The 12,805-nt window shown below is 59.6% G+C and carries 13 protein-coding genes; 5 read left to right on the top strand and 8 right to left on the bottom strand.

Features of this window, described 5'->3' with window-relative positions:
- Positions 1-76 precede the first annotated feature (76 nt).
- The 5 genes from I2D57_RS04760 (at position 77) to gltA (ending at position 6,235) form a co-directional block, all read left to right on the top strand.
- Positions 77-1,063, top strand: a complete 987-nt coding sequence (locus I2D57_RS04760; protein WP_022094252.1) for a ribose-phosphate diphosphokinase — start codon at positions 77-79, stop codon at positions 1,061-1,063.
- A 450-nt stretch (positions 1,064-1,513) separates the two neighbouring features.
- On the top strand, positions 1,514-2,641 hold the full coding sequence (locus tag I2D57_RS04765; protein ID WP_195361665.1) for a PDDEXK family nuclease: 1,128 nt from the start codon (positions 1,514-1,516) through the stop codon (positions 2,639-2,641).
- Positions 2,642-2,991: 350 nt separating this feature from the next.
- On the top strand, positions 2,992-3,621 hold the full coding sequence (gene pth, locus I2D57_RS04770; RefSeq protein ID WP_195361666.1) for an aminoacyl-tRNA hydrolase: 630 nt from the start codon (positions 2,992-2,994) through the stop codon (positions 3,619-3,621).
- A 374-nt stretch (positions 3,622-3,995) separates the two neighbouring features.
- Positions 3,996-4,835 carry a sulfide/dihydroorotate dehydrogenase-like FAD/NAD-binding protein gene (locus tag I2D57_RS04775; RefSeq protein ID WP_006235793.1) on the top strand — a complete coding sequence of 280 codons (840 nt, stop codon included), beginning with the start codon at positions 3,996-3,998 and terminating at the stop codon, positions 4,833-4,835.
- Entirely contained in the window at positions 4,826-6,235 is a 1,410-nt protein-coding gene (gltA, locus tag I2D57_RS04780; RefSeq protein WP_117647774.1) for an NADPH-dependent glutamate synthase, read from the top strand. Before I2D57_RS04775 ends, gltA begins: the two co-directional genes overlap by 10 nt.
- Positions 6,236-6,358: 123 nt before the next feature.
- Here the strand turns inward: gltA and I2D57_RS04785 are convergent, their stop codons facing one another.
- The 8 genes from I2D57_RS04785 to I2D57_RS04820 form a co-directional block, all read right to left on the bottom strand.
- On the bottom strand, positions 6,359-6,982 hold the full coding sequence (locus tag I2D57_RS04785; protein ID WP_195361667.1) for a cytidylate kinase-like family protein: 624 nt from the start codon (positions 6,980-6,982) through the stop codon (positions 6,359-6,361).
- A 48-nt stretch (positions 6,983-7,030) separates the two neighbouring features.
- Positions 7,031-7,669 carry an amino acid ABC transporter permease gene (locus I2D57_RS04790; RefSeq protein ID WP_006235796.1) on the bottom strand — a complete coding sequence of 213 codons (639 nt, stop codon included), beginning with the start codon at positions 7,667-7,669 and terminating at the stop codon, positions 7,031-7,033.
- Positions 7,670-7,672: 3 nt separating this feature from the next.
- Positions 7,673-8,419, bottom strand: a complete 747-nt coding sequence (locus tag I2D57_RS04795) for an amino acid ABC transporter permease (RefSeq protein WP_035136546.1) — start codon at positions 8,417-8,419, stop codon at positions 7,673-7,675.
- Positions 8,420-8,444: 25 nt separating this feature from the next.
- Positions 8,445-9,320, bottom strand: coding sequence for a transporter substrate-binding domain-containing protein (locus tag I2D57_RS04800; protein ID WP_195361668.1), 876 nt, complete (start codon positions 9,318-9,320; stop codon positions 8,445-8,447).
- An 8-nt stretch (positions 9,321-9,328) separates the two neighbouring features.
- Complete coding sequence (locus tag I2D57_RS04805; RefSeq protein ID WP_022094215.1) at positions 9,329-10,060, bottom strand: amino acid ABC transporter ATP-binding protein; 732 nt, start codon at positions 10,058-10,060, stop codon at positions 9,329-9,331.
- 318 nt (positions 10,061-10,378) lie between these two features.
- Positions 10,379-10,822 (bottom strand): GatB/YqeY domain-containing protein, encoded by a 444-nt coding sequence (locus tag I2D57_RS04810; protein ID WP_006235801.1) that lies wholly within the window; start codon positions 10,820-10,822, stop codon positions 10,379-10,381.
- Between the two features lie 54 nt (positions 10,823-10,876).
- Complete coding sequence (locus I2D57_RS04815) at positions 10,877-12,097, bottom strand: peptidylprolyl isomerase (protein WP_195361669.1); 1,221 nt, start codon at positions 12,095-12,097, stop codon at positions 10,877-10,879.
- A 170-nt stretch (positions 12,098-12,267) separates the two neighbouring features.
- Positions 12,268-12,732: a PTS sugar transporter subunit IIA gene (locus I2D57_RS04820; protein WP_195361670.1), complete on the bottom strand. Its 465-nt coding sequence runs from the start codon at positions 12,730-12,732 to the stop codon at positions 12,268-12,270.
- Positions 12,733-12,805: the final 73 nt, after the last annotated feature.

The raw sequence follows: 12,805 nt of genomic DNA on the forward strand, positions 1-12,805 counted from the left end.
GGACTCGATAAACCCCGTCGCGCGGTTACAATGCAAAAAGGCATCTATATGGCATTCGATATAAAGGAGAAGGGTAATGCCGATTAATGATCCCGAGAAGTCGGAGAATATGCGCAAGTCCATCCGCGTGTATTCCGGTTCCTCCAACCGTCCCCTCGCTCAGAAGATTGCTGAGTACCTTGGGGTCGAGCTTTCGGGCCTTACGCTAAAGCAGTTCGCCAACGGTGAGATTTACGCCCGCTACGACGAAACCGTCCGCGGCGCCGACGTCTTCCTGATTCAGTCCGTGGCCGGCGGCAACGTCAACGACATGCTCATGGAGCTGCTCATCGCCACCGACGCTGCCAAGCGCGCATCCGCCCGCTCCATCACCGCCGTCATCACCCACTACGGCTATGCCCGCCAGGACCGCAAGGCCGGCCCGCGTGAGCCCATCACCGCCCGCCTCGTCGCCAACCTGCTCGAGCGCGCCGGCGTCAACCGCATCATCACCCTCGACCTGCACCAGGGCCAGATCCAGGGCTTCTTCGATATCCCGGTTAACCACCTGTCCGCGCTGCCGCTGTTTGGCCAGTACTACAACGACATGCACTTCGACACCGACAACCTGGTTGTCGTCTCCCCCGATGTGGGCCGCGCCAAGGCCGCCAAGAAGCTGTCCGACATGCTCGGCTGCGACCTGGCCATCGCCCACAAGGGCCGTCCGCGCCACAACGCCGCCGAGGTCATGGGCATCATCGGTGACATCAAGGGCAAGACCTGCATCATCAACGACGACATGATCGACACCGCTGGCACCCTGTGCGCCAACGTCAAGGAGCTCAAGGCTATGGGCGCTGGCGACATCTACGTCTGCGCCACCCACGGCATCTTCTCCGGTCCGGCCATCGAGCGTCTGAACGACGCCCCGATCGTCGAGTGCCTCGTCACCGACGCCATTCCCGTCGAGGTCGGCGGCAAGATCAAGACCATCTCGGTCGCCGAGGAGTTCGCTCAGGCCATCTCCGCCGTTTACCACGAGGAGCCCGTCTCCACGCTCGTCGGCGGCGACTTCGCGCTGTAATCCAGCGTGCATCTCATCATCTTTGGTGTTTTTAAAGGGTCGGAAGCTCGCTTCCGACCCTTTTTCTACCCCTCGACAACCTTCCCTGGACAATTAGTTCAGATACGTATTTTTTAAAGCTCCAAAGGCCGTTCTGAGCCTTCTGAGCTCCCCGGCGAACGCCATACTGCCCAAAGCTCATCGCTTTCGAGTACGACCGCCGCATATTTACCCTCAAATCGCCCTCGAAAGCCCTTAGAAACGCCTCGAACGCCCGCCGTCTTATACGTATCTGAACTAACTGTCCAGTAGCTATCGTCAACCTTCGCGGCAGAGCTCAATTTCCTGCAATCCCCTCAACCGATTCCACCGATTTCATAACACCCAGCCGTTCATGGCGCGCAGCGCCCCGCTGAGCGAAAAGAACGGTATGGCGGTCGCATTCTGCCGCCAACTTAGTACGTTATAGCTATGACGACCGTGATTTCACATCTCTCCGCCCTCCGCGCAATTCGTCGCGCACGACGGGCGTACTCTGCCCTACCCTGGGACTCCGTTGATAGCGAACAGCAAGCACAGGCCTTGGCTGGCTGCATTCCCAACAATGACGCGATAGACTTTGGCGCACTTTCGATACTCGACGCCTGGAATGAAGATGATTCCGAACTGCTCGATCTTCTCGTTTCAAACGAAGACAACAGGCGCCCCGACAAGCGACTTCTTCAGCATATTCTCTCCACTCCTCTTCCTGAAGGTGCAATTATGCACGTCGAGGCCGACATCTACGCAACGTCTCCTGCCATGACAGCCATGCTTTGTTCCAAAAATGAATCAGTCGCCAAAACCTTGATGCTCCTTATGGAGCTGCTCGGAACCTACTCCCTTCCTCCCGGGGCAACATACCCCATTGCCTATGACGACATCTGGCCCAAGGGCGATGACTACGAAGCGATGGACGACCTCGATTGCCGGGGCGACCAGTCGGCGACCGAACAGCAGAACGAAACCCGCTACGAACAGGCACACTACAAATGCGAGCCCGCCACGACCATCGAAGAGCTCGAGGCGGTCGCACGCTTCGCCAAAAGTAGCTCATACACCTCGTTTCGCACGGCAGTCAAGCTCGCCCGACCCGGATCTGCATCCCCAGCCGAATCCCTAATGTTTGCCGTTCTCGGAGCGCCCATGCGCTTTGGCGGATTCGGATGTTGCAGCCTGCCCATGGGAGGCCTGCTACTCAACTATCGAATCGACTTCGACACCCTTGCGGTCAACATGTCCTCGGGCATCCCCTATGCCATCTGTGACCTATATTGCCCGGCAGCCGGAATCGACAACGAATACAACGGAATTGGGCACGAGCTTCAAAACGCTCGCATCCACGATGGCAATCGAAATAATGGCCTCAAGGCAATGGGCATCCACGTCCTGGTTATCAATCGCGACCAAATGAAAGACCTTGTTGCACTCGAAGCCTTCGCCCAAACGATGCATCGACTCGCGGGAGTCCGATTCCGATACCGTATCAAGGGCTATCGCAAGCGTCAGGCCGCTTGGCTCAACGCCCTGCGGGCCGGAATCGGCCTTGCGCCGGTCTAAACGGCGAATCACCCGTGCACCGTCGAGCAGGGCTGGACAGTTAGTTCAAATACGTATAAATGGACACATTGAATTAGGCTGTTTTGCAGTTATCTCTATACCATTCGCCCGATTTGAAGGCAGGGTAGACTTCAAAACAGCGTCATATGGACTAACTAAAGCTCCAAAACAACGTATCGGCATTGAATCGAGCAATTCGAGTTCTCAGAACTTATACGTATCCGAACTAACTGTCCACCTCGATTTCGACGGCCGTCCAAACGCCCTCAAATAACCTCAATTGCCCTCCATTTGACAGCGGCAACAGGGTCGCTCACCATAGCAGGCGACAAATCAACGAAAGGATGAACATGGCAGCTACACAGCCGCTTAAGATTCGCATGGTTGCCGGACTTGGCAACCCTGGCGAGGAATATGCCGAGACCCGTCACAACGCTGGTTTCAAAGCAATCGACGAGCTGGCCCGTCAGGCCGGCGTCACGTACTGGAAAAACCAAGCAGGCGCCGAGATCGCGCTCATCAACATCAACGATCCCGAGGAAGAGGGCGGCAAGCGCCAGATTGTACTGGTCAAGCCGCAGTCGTACATGAACACCTCGGGCGGGCCCATCTCCAAGCTCTGCCGCGAGTACAAGATCAAGGCCGAGGAACTGCTCGTGATTCACGACGAGCTCGACATTCCCGCCGGCGACGTACGTGTTAAGGTGGGCGGTGGCCACGCCGGCCACAACGGCCTGCGTTCCATCATCGACAAGATGGGCAGCCGCGACTTCAGCCGCATCCGCACCGGCATCGGCAACCCTCCCGGCAAGATGGCCGTCGCCGACTACGTGCTTAAGCAGCTGCGCGCCCGCGAGACCGAGGATTTCCAGGACACCTGCGCCCGCGCGGCCGACGCCGCCGGCCTGGCGATCGTGCACGGCGTGGTCTATGCCCGCGACCATGTTAACGGCGCCGCCTCCGCCAACGGCAAGCACTAAAACCTATCATTTAGGGATAGGTTTATTTTGGCAGGTTTTACCTGCGGAAACGCCCCAGTTGCGGCATCGCAATCAACCGCGCGCCGACATACATGCATAGCACCCCAAAGGGGGCCGGCCTCATCACAACCCGAGGCCGGCCCCATTTGCCGTTTTACCTGATAAAACCGACCAAAATAAACCTCTCCCCCTTTGGTAGGCCAAAGTGGATAAACCCTGCTCCCAACAGCCGAAGACACACGTAAGTGACATGTCCATGAGGGTATAATTTGCACCGTATGTCTGCACAACGCCTGTGCGCGTACGGTTTTATTCGGGCTACCGTCCATTTCCGTGGAGGCACGGTTCGGCGGCCCTAACAAGAGAGGGGTTCTATGTATAAGATCCTGGAGAAGACGCAGTTCTCGGAGAAGGTGTTCAAGTTCCGCATCGAGGCGCCCGCAATCGCCAAGCATGCGCACGCTGGACAGTTCCTCATGGTCCGCGCCAACGAGACGGGCGAGCGCGTCCCGTTTACCCTGGCCGGCTGGAACGGTGACGAGGGCTGGGTCGAGTTCATCTTCATGGTGATCGGCAAGACCACCGAGATGCTTTCCACCTACGAGGCCGGCGAGTCGCTGCGCGACGTCGTGGGCCCGCTGGGCGTTCCCACCGAGATGGCCGAGGGCCCCTGCGCCGTCATTGGCGGCGGCGTTGGCCTGGCAATTGCCTTCCCGGTCGCCAAGCACCTGGTCGAGACCGGCCACGAGGTGCACGCCATCATGGGCGCCCGCACCAAGGACCTCCTGCTCATGGAGGACCAGTTCCGCGAGCTCCTCGACGAGGACCACATCCACATCACCACCGACGACGGCTCCTACGGCGAGCAGGGCGTTGTCACCGCTCCGCTGGAGCGTCTGCTGCAGGACAAGGCCGTGAGCCAGGTCTTCTGCGTCGGCCCCGTTCCGATGATGAAGTTCTCGACCCTCACCGCCCAGAAGTACGACACCCCCATCACCGCGTCCCTCAACCCCATCATGGTTGACGGCACCGGCATGTGCGGCTGCTGCCGCGTCGAGGTGGGCGGCGTGACCAAGTTCGCTTGCGTCGACGGCCCCGACTTCGATGCCACCCTGGTCGACTGGGATGACCTTCGTGCCCGCCAGGCCGCTTACCGTTCCGAAGAGGGCGAGTCCCTCAAGGCCTATGAGGAAAAGAGCTGCGCATGCCACTAGTTAACGGTCGTTTCGTTGCCGATATGAAGTCGCCCCGCACCCCCGATAACGAGGAGCCGGCTGCCGAGCGCGCCTGCGACTTCCGCCCCGTCGACAAGGGCTTCACCGAGGAGATGGCGCTGGCCGAGGCCGAGCGCTGCCTCAACTGCAAGAAGCCGTTCTGTGTTGAGGGCTGCCCTGTCAACATCAACATCCCCCGCTTTATCGAGCAGATCCGCGAGAAGGACTTCGGCGGCGCTCTCGATACCATCCGCGAGGACTCCATGCTTCCCGCCATCTGCGGCCGCGTCTGCCCGCAGGAGAACCAGTGCGAGGGCAAGTGCATCCGTGGCAAGAAGTCCGAGCCCGTGGCCATCGGCCAGCTCGAGCGCTTCCTGGGTGATCGCCCCGAGCTCGCCTCCACGCCCAAGATGGCTCCCAAGAACGGCAAGAAGGTCGCCGTCGTCGGCTCCGGCCCGTCCGGCATCACCTGCGCCGGCGAGCTCGCCCGTAACGGCTTTGACGTTACCGTCTTTGAGGCCTTCTTCACCGGCGGCGGCGTGCTGGTCTACGGCATCCCCGAGTTCCGTCTGCCCAAGGCGGTCGTCAAGCGCGAGATTGACGGCCTGGAGGACATGGGCGTCAAGTTTGAGTACAACTCCGTCGTGGGCAACATGGCCACGGCCGAGGAGCTGTTCGAGCAGGGCTTCGACGCCATCTACGTGGCGACCGGCGCTGGCCTGCCCAAGTTCCTCAACGTCCCCGGCGAGAATCTGCCCAACGTCTTCTTCGCGAACGAGTACCTCACCCGCGTGAACCTGATGAAGGCCAACAAGTTCCCCGAGTACGACACCCCCACCAAGCACGGCAAGAACGTCGTCGTCTTTGGTGGCGGCAACGTGGCTATGGACGCCGTCCGTACCGCCAAGCGCCTGGGCGCCGAGCACGCCATCATCGCCTACCGTCGTACCGAGGACGAGATGCCCTGCCGTCGCGCTGAGCTGCACCATGCCAAGGCCGAGGGCGTCGAGGTTCTGCCGCTCGTCTCCCCGCTCGAGTTTGTCGCTGGCGAGGACGGCTCCGTGTGCGCCGTCAAGGTCCAGAAGATGGAGCTCGGCGAGCCCGACGAGTCCGGCCGCCGTCGCCCGGTGCCCATCGAGGGCGCCATCGAGGAGATCCCTTGCGACGTCGCGATCTCGGCTATCGGCACCAACGCCAACCCCTTCGCTGCCAAGATCGGCGGCAAGATGGAGCTCAACAAGTGGGGCTACATCGTCGCTGACGAGGAGACCGGCCAGACCACCGATCCCCGCATCTGGGCTGGCGGCGACATCGTCACCGGTGCCGCTACGGTCATTCTGGCGATGGGCGCCGGCAAGAAGGCCGCCGCTTCCATCACCAAGAGCCTGCTGGGCGAGTAATCACCTACAGCGCTAGCCATCAAACGGCAAAGTCCCCGTCGAGCACGCGCCCGGCGGGGACTTTTTTATACCGGCCGCCCGACCACCATAAAGGGGCGGCGCCTTCGTGGCGGTTTTGGTCGGTTAGCCTTCGAACTGCGCTACTTTGTAGCGGTAGGCCGCGGCGATGACGTCCTTGCAGCCTTCGCGGCCCAGCTTGGCGCGGTTGACGACGATGTCCTTGCCGCTCGTCATCTTCCACTTTCCGGCACTGTAGCGCTTATAGAACGCCTCGCGCGCCTTCTGCTGCTGCTTGACCAGCTTGGCGCCCTTCTTTTTGTTGAGGCCGCGCTTCTTGCGCACGATCTCGACGCGGTCCTCAAAGGGCGCAGTCACCAGCACGGCGATGTGGTTGGGGTTGTTGCGCAGCAGATAATCGGACAGACGGCCTTCGATAATGCAGCTCTCGGTCTCACCCAGATCCAAAATCACCTGGCTCATCTTTTGGAACAACTTGTCCGAGTACGAACGCGCATCGTAGCGGTCGGGCAGAAACGCCATGTTCTCCACGGCCAGACGCTCATCATAGGCAGCCATCTTGTCGAGCGACTCGCCCGCGCGCAGCGAAGCACGCACCAGCAACTCGTTATCGTACAGCGGAATCCCCAGCTCATCGGCGAGGATACGACCAATCTCGTGGCCCTCGGCGCCAAAGTCGCGCGCGATGGTAATGACCACAGGACTCTTCTTATTCTCCAGATCGCTCATCGCGATTCCTTTCTCTATGTGACAAAGGGGCTGTCCCTTTGCCACATTCTACGCTGCCACCATTCGCCTCTGATATGCGCGAACCAGCAACGAGATACCAAAGTTGAGCACAAAGTACATCGCAAATACCAGGCCGTAGAGCATAAGCACCTGCGATAGGTCGATCGCGTGGGCCATCACGACGTTTGCCGTGTACATGAGCTCGGCCACGTTAATGCCCGAAAGATACGAACTGTCCTTGATGACAGTCGTGCACTGGCTAAACAGCGCCGGAATGATCGTCTTAAACGTCTGAGGCAGAATGATGTAGCGCATGGTGGCAAAGAAGCCGAAGCCCTGGCTCTGCGCTGCCTCAAACTGGCCGCGCGGAATCGAGTTGAGGCCACCGCGCACAATCTCGGCCATAACAGCGCTGGTAAACAGCGTAAAGGCGATGGTCGAAATCACAATGTCCAAACCCTGCACCGTAAAATAGATAAACAGGATCCACAGCAGGTTCGGCGTGCAGCGGAACAGCTCGATATAGGCGCTCACCAAAATACGGAACGGGCGGGGCGCATAGCTTTTAACGAGTGCCAGCACCGTGCCAAAGATGAGCGAGAAAAAGATCGACAGCGCCGAGATCTCGATCGTCTTAACAAAGCCGCCCCAAATGTAGAGCAGGTTGGTCGCGTTGAAGATTTCCATGCGCTAGGCCTCCTCTACGTTGTCGAGCCCCAGCTCGGCCAAGCTCACACCGCGCGGACGCTCCTTTGAGCGGCGCTCGAGCCACTGCACCAGCATGGCGAGCGGAAAGCAGATGATGAAGTACATAAGGCAGCAGACGATGTATCCCTGCAGGTAACCGTACAGACTCACAAAGTTGTCGGAACGGTACATAAGGTCGCCGCCGGCCACAAGCGCCAGCACCGACGTGTTCTTGACCAGGTTGAGCGCCTGGTTACACAGCGGCGGCAGAATGATCTTGAACGTCTGGGGCAGCACGATGTACCAGTAGGCCTGCGCACGGGTGAAGCCCTGGCTCTGGGCCGCCTCCATCTGACCGCGCGGAACCGCCTCGATACCGGTGCGGATGACCTCCGAAATGTAGGCCGCGTGATACAGGCCCACACCCAAGAAGCCCAGCACGAACGGAGCGATGCGCACCGGCTGGTCGGCACCGGTTATGGCCTGCAAAAACTGCGGACCGGCCATGTACATAAAGAGCACCTGTACGGGCAACGGGGTGTTCTGGTAAAACTCCACGTACACGCGGCTTATGGCGCGCAGCACGCGCGAACGAGTGGTAGAGAACACGCCCAGCAGCGTGCCCAGCACCAGCGACAACAGCAGACCGGCAACGACCACCTGCAGCGTCACGCCAAAGCCCTCCCAGAAGGGCCCCATGTTTTGAAATGTCGTCGACCAACGGTCGGCGTCAAATAATCCTTCGAGCATTTGATTCCTTCCCTGGACGATGCGCCTATACAAGACCCCAGGTCTTGACCTCTTGGTCGAGCCAGCCGTCGGCCAGGCGATTGCAAATCACCTGATCGACCACGGCCGAAAGGTCGCAGCCTTTCTTGGTCGCCACGCCGTAGCCCTGCTCGCCAAACTTGACCTCGGGCTGCAGCAGCTCAACGGTCTCGTTCATGTAACCGGCCAGCGTGGAGCGGTCCATGGCAAAGACGTCGATATTGCCGGCATCGAGCGAACTCTTGATGATGGGATAGCCGCTAAAGGCCCTAAACTCGGGCTTACAGCTAAAGCCGTTGTCCTTGATCATCTGCTCGATGAGGCCCTGTGTGGTGGCACCCTGGCTCACGCCAATGACCTTGCCATCCAGATCCTCAATCGAGGTAAAGCCCGAACGCTTCTTGACCATGAGTCCCACGTAGTCGGTGCGGTACGGCGTCGAGAAATCCCAGCTCTTCTTGCGCTCGTCGGTGATGGTGTAGGTCGCCGCGACCACGTCAAGCTGGCCGTTATCGATCAGCGGGCCGCGCGTCTTGGGTGTTACGTCGGTAAACTCGACAAGCTCCTGGGCACGGGCCTCCTTGTAGCTCACGCCAAAGACGGCAGCGGCGATCTGATAGCACAAATCGACTTCCATGCCCTCAAAGCGGCCCTTGGCGGTGTCGTAATAGCCATAGCCGGGAACGTCCTTCTTAACGCCGGCATTCAGATGGCCGCGCGACTTGATGGCCGCAAGCTTGGACCCCTTGTCGGAGCCCTCGCCGCTGGTGGAGTTGCCGCAACCGGTAAGCGCGGTCCCCGTCAGCGCGAGCATGCCGGCGCCCGCCAGCTGCAAAAAATGACGGCGCGACACGGCCGCCCTCGTCATATCCGTCATGTCCATCACCGCGCCTAGTGCAGAATCTTGGACAGGAACTCGCGGCAGCGCGGGTTCTCGGGGTTATCGAAGAAGTGCTCGGGCGTGCCCTCCTCCAGAATGCGGCCGTCCTCCATAAAGATGACGCGGTCGGCCACCTGGCGCGCAAAGCCCATCTCGTGCGTCACGCAGATCATGGTGATATCCTCCTGCGCGAGCTCAATCATAACGTCCAGAACCTCCTGGACCATCTCGGGGTCGAGCGCCGAGGTCGGCTCGTCAAACAGGATGATGGGCTGCTTGGTGCACAGGGCACGGGCGATGGCGATGCGTTGCTGCTGACCGCCCGAGAGATTCTGCGGATACTCGCCGGCCTTATGCGCCATGCCGACACGCTTGAGCGCGGCGATAGCGATCTCGGTCGCCTCCTCCTTGCTCTTCTTTTGCAGTTTGATGGGCGCGAGCGTCAGGTTGCCCAGCACCGTCATGTTGGGATACAGGTTGAACTGCTGAAACACCATGGAGCTATACTTGCGAGCCATCTCCAGGTGGTTCTTTTTGGTGAGCGGCGTACCGTCGATGACTACCTCGCCCGACGTGGGCTCCTCCAGATAATCGACGCAACGGATGAGCGTCGACTTACCCGAACCGGAAGGCCCGATCATTACGAGCTTCTCGCCGCGCTTGACGGTGAGGTTGATATCTTTGAGCACATGCAGGTCGCCAAAGTACTTGTTGAGATGCTTGATCTCGATCATGTCTGCCATGAATGTCCCTTCCCTGCGTTTACACGAGTTGAACTATTGTACGGAAAGAACCACGTTTTCGCAGCCCACACTACATTCCCGTAAAGAACCCGCAACCTTCCACCCACTCATTTAAGTCTGTCCCCAATGAGCGCCGAAAATAATACAACCGCCCTTGTTGAGCATAAGTCAGCGAAAACCCGTACACGCGAGCAAGGTGACGTGAAATGAAAGGGCGCAGACCTTATGGTCGCGCCCTTGAAATTGAACGTCAGATTGCCGCGTGTACGGGTTTGCAGCGTCGAGCCGTTACGCGGTTTGGTAAAACCGCGTAACAAATTACGCAAGCTTGGCGCCGACGATCTTTGCCGCGGCCGGCTTATCGAAGTTGCCGCCGGTGGCCTTGCCGAGTGCACCCATAACCTGGCCCATCTGCTTCTTGGACGTGGCACCCAGCTCGGCGATAACCTGCTCGATCAGGGCCTCGAGCTCCTCACCCGAAACCTGCGCGGGCAGCAGGCTCTCCAGAATCTTGACCTGCTCGGTCAGGTTGTCGGTACGCTCCTGGTCGGTGCCGGCCTTGATGGACATCTCCAGCGTCTCGCTCGTCTGCTTAATCAGACGCTTGATCATGCTGTTGACGTCTTCCTCGGTCACGTCGCGGCGCTCGTTAACCTCGATATTCTTCACCTCGGCCTTGACCTGGCGAATGATGGACAGGCGAACCTTGTCCTTGGCCTTCATGGCCGCGATCATTTCCTTCTGCAGCTCTTCGTTGGTCATCTGCAAATCCTCCTCAATAGCGTGGGCGGCACTCGCACGGGTACCGCCCCATGATTACTCAGTTGTCGACGCGTCATCGGTCGAACTCTTGGTGACACCCTTCAGGCTCACGTTGTACGGCACGTCCTTGGGCATGGGGTTAACGGTGATGTCGGCGTCCTTCTTGTACTGCTCCAGCCACTCGCTGTACGCAGTGCTTGCCGCCTGCGTCTTCACCACGTTGGAGACGTACTTCTTGATGTCCTTGGGCACCTGCTTAATGTCATCGACCTGATTATCGACATGGAAGTAGTCGGTGCACTTGATGATGTGGTAACCATAGGTCGACTCGACGACGTCGCTCACATCGCCCTTGTTGAGCCCCTCGAGCGCCGCCTGGTAGCTGTCGACGAAGGTGGTGAGCTTGTCCCAGCCCACATCGCCCTTCTTATCCTTGGAGCCGGTATCGTCGGAGTACTGCTTCACGGCGTCCTCAAAGCTCAGCTCGCCGGAGTTGATCTTGTCCAGGCACTCCTGCGCCTTGGCCTTGGCGGCGGCCTTGTCCTCGTCGGAAGCGTCGGAATCGACCTTGATCAGAATATTCGACGAGCGACGAGCGTCATTGTAGTTGGACAGGTTCTCGTTGATGTAATCGACAATCTCGCTGTCCTTGGGCTTGCTCGTGGGTGCTACCGCATCCTTGAGTTTCTGCTGCGCCAGGCTCTCCTTGAGCGAGTCCTTGTAGGTGTCCTCGGTATAGCCGTAGGTCTTGAGGGTCTTCTTAAAGGCCTTGGCACCGCCCGCGCTCTTGCACGCGTCCTTCCAAGCCTTCTCGACCTCCTCGTCCGACACCGTCACGCCGTTCTCCTTCTGTGCCTGCTGAAGCAGAATCTGCTGCGTGTAGGAGCCGATGAGCTGCTTGCGGTACTTCTTGGGCGTGAGGTCGTTGTCAACCAGATACTGTGCCCAGTCCTTGTCCTTGGTGTAGCCGTAGGACGTACGCATGCTCATGATCTGCTTGGTCACGGTGTCCTCGGTGAGGTTGGTGCCGTTGATAGTAGCAGCGACACCGCCGGTCAGCTTGTAGCCCGAGGTGTCCTCGGCCTGCGACATAAGGCCGGAGCACGCCATCGCCGAGACGGAAAGCAGCATCGCCAGCACGCCGATGACCACCAGAACGATCTTGACGGTCTTAGACACGTACGTCTTGCGCTGCTTCTTGCGAGAGCTGGAGGCAGCGCGGGCCTGCTGCTCGGGCGTCGGCGCGGCCTCGGAGTTCTTTTTCTTATTTGCCATAGTTGGCCTTTCGCATAACGAATCGAACAAACGCCATTGTGTCACAACGCAGCCCCCGCGGCACGCTTGGTGCATTGGGGACAGGTTAATCTGCACCATTTTGGTGCAAAGGGGACAGCTCTGGCAGCCGGCAGTTAGGGACAGTCCCCAAGTGCCGACTCAGCCCCACCTTAGAAGTGACGGCGGATGGCGTCGACCATGCCCTGGGACGTGGTCTGGCCGAGCACGTCGGCTGCGGCATCGGCATCCATAAAGATGTTCATGAGCGCCTGTAGGGCCTCGACCTGGCCGCCTGGCTCGGCGATGCCCAGATTGATGACGATCTGCGCCGGCACCGGAGCGCCCATGCCAGCCATAGCGTTAAATGTCACGGGCGCGGCGGGCTTCACCACCGCGATATAGGGCTTGGCCACAAACCCCGGATCGGTATGCGGAATGGCAATGCTTGCCGCCGGCATGGCAAGACCCGTGGGATAGGCATCCTCGCGCATGCGAACGGCGTCGAGCCAACCGTCGGCAATGTAGCCACGTGGTGCAAGCTCGCCCTCAAGCCGCGCAAACACCTCATCCGGCGTTGCACACTCCCAATCAAAAAACACCAGCTCAGGCGTAAACAGCGCTTCGTTATCCGCCATGCGCTCACCTCTCTCATCTAGTCACCTGCGACGTTCTTGAATGACCAGTCGTTAAAGCCCGTTCCCGATGACT

The sequence above is a fragment of the Collinsella aerofaciens genome (genome assembly GCF_015553355.1).
Lineage (GTDB): Bacteria > Actinomycetota > Coriobacteriia > Coriobacteriales > Coriobacteriaceae > Collinsella > Collinsella aerofaciens_V.

Excerpts from the sequence above, each read along its gene's own strand:
- I2D57_RS04760 (WP_022094252.1), top strand. The coding sequence starts at position 77 with ATGCCGATTAATGATCCCGAGAAGTCGGAGAATATGCGCAAGTCCATC.
- I2D57_RS04765 (WP_195361665.1), top strand. The coding sequence starts at position 1,514 with ATGACGACCGTGATTTCACATCTCTCCGCCCTCCGCGCAATTCGTCGC.
- pth (WP_195361666.1), top strand. The coding sequence starts at position 2,992 with ATGGCAGCTACACAGCCGCTTAAGATTCGCATGGTTGCCGGACTTGGC.
- I2D57_RS04775 (WP_006235793.1), top strand. The coding sequence starts at position 3,996 with ATGTATAAGATCCTGGAGAAGACGCAGTTCTCGGAGAAGGTGTTCAAG.
- gltA (WP_117647774.1), top strand. The coding sequence starts at position 4,826 with ATGCCACTAGTTAACGGTCGTTTCGTTGCCGATATGAAGTCGCCCCGC.
- I2D57_RS04785 (WP_195361667.1), bottom strand. The coding sequence starts at position 6,982 with ATGAGCGATCTGGAGAATAAGAAGAGTCCTGTGGTCATTACCATCGCG.
- I2D57_RS04790 (WP_006235796.1), bottom strand. The coding sequence starts at position 7,669 with ATGGAAATCTTCAACGCGACCAACCTGCTCTACATTTGGGGCGGCTTT.
- I2D57_RS04795 (WP_035136546.1), bottom strand. The coding sequence starts at position 8,419 with ATGCTCGAAGGATTATTTGACGCCGACCGTTGGTCGACGACATTTCAA.
- I2D57_RS04800 (WP_195361668.1), bottom strand. The coding sequence starts at position 9,320 with ATGGACATGACGGATATGACGAGGGCGGCCGTGTCGCGCCGTCATTTT.
- I2D57_RS04805 (WP_022094215.1), bottom strand. The coding sequence starts at position 10,060 with ATGGCAGACATGATCGAGATCAAGCATCTCAACAAGTACTTTGGCGAC.
- I2D57_RS04810 (WP_006235801.1), bottom strand. The coding sequence starts at position 10,822 with ATGACCAACGAAGAGCTGCAGAAGGAAATGATCGCGGCCATGAAGGCC.
- I2D57_RS04815 (WP_195361669.1), bottom strand. The coding sequence starts at position 12,097 with ATGGCAAATAAGAAAAAGAACTCCGAGGCCGCGCCGACGCCCGAGCAG.
- I2D57_RS04820 (WP_195361670.1), bottom strand. The coding sequence starts at position 12,732 with ATGGCGGATAACGAAGCGCTGTTTACGCCTGAGCTGGTGTTTTTTGAT.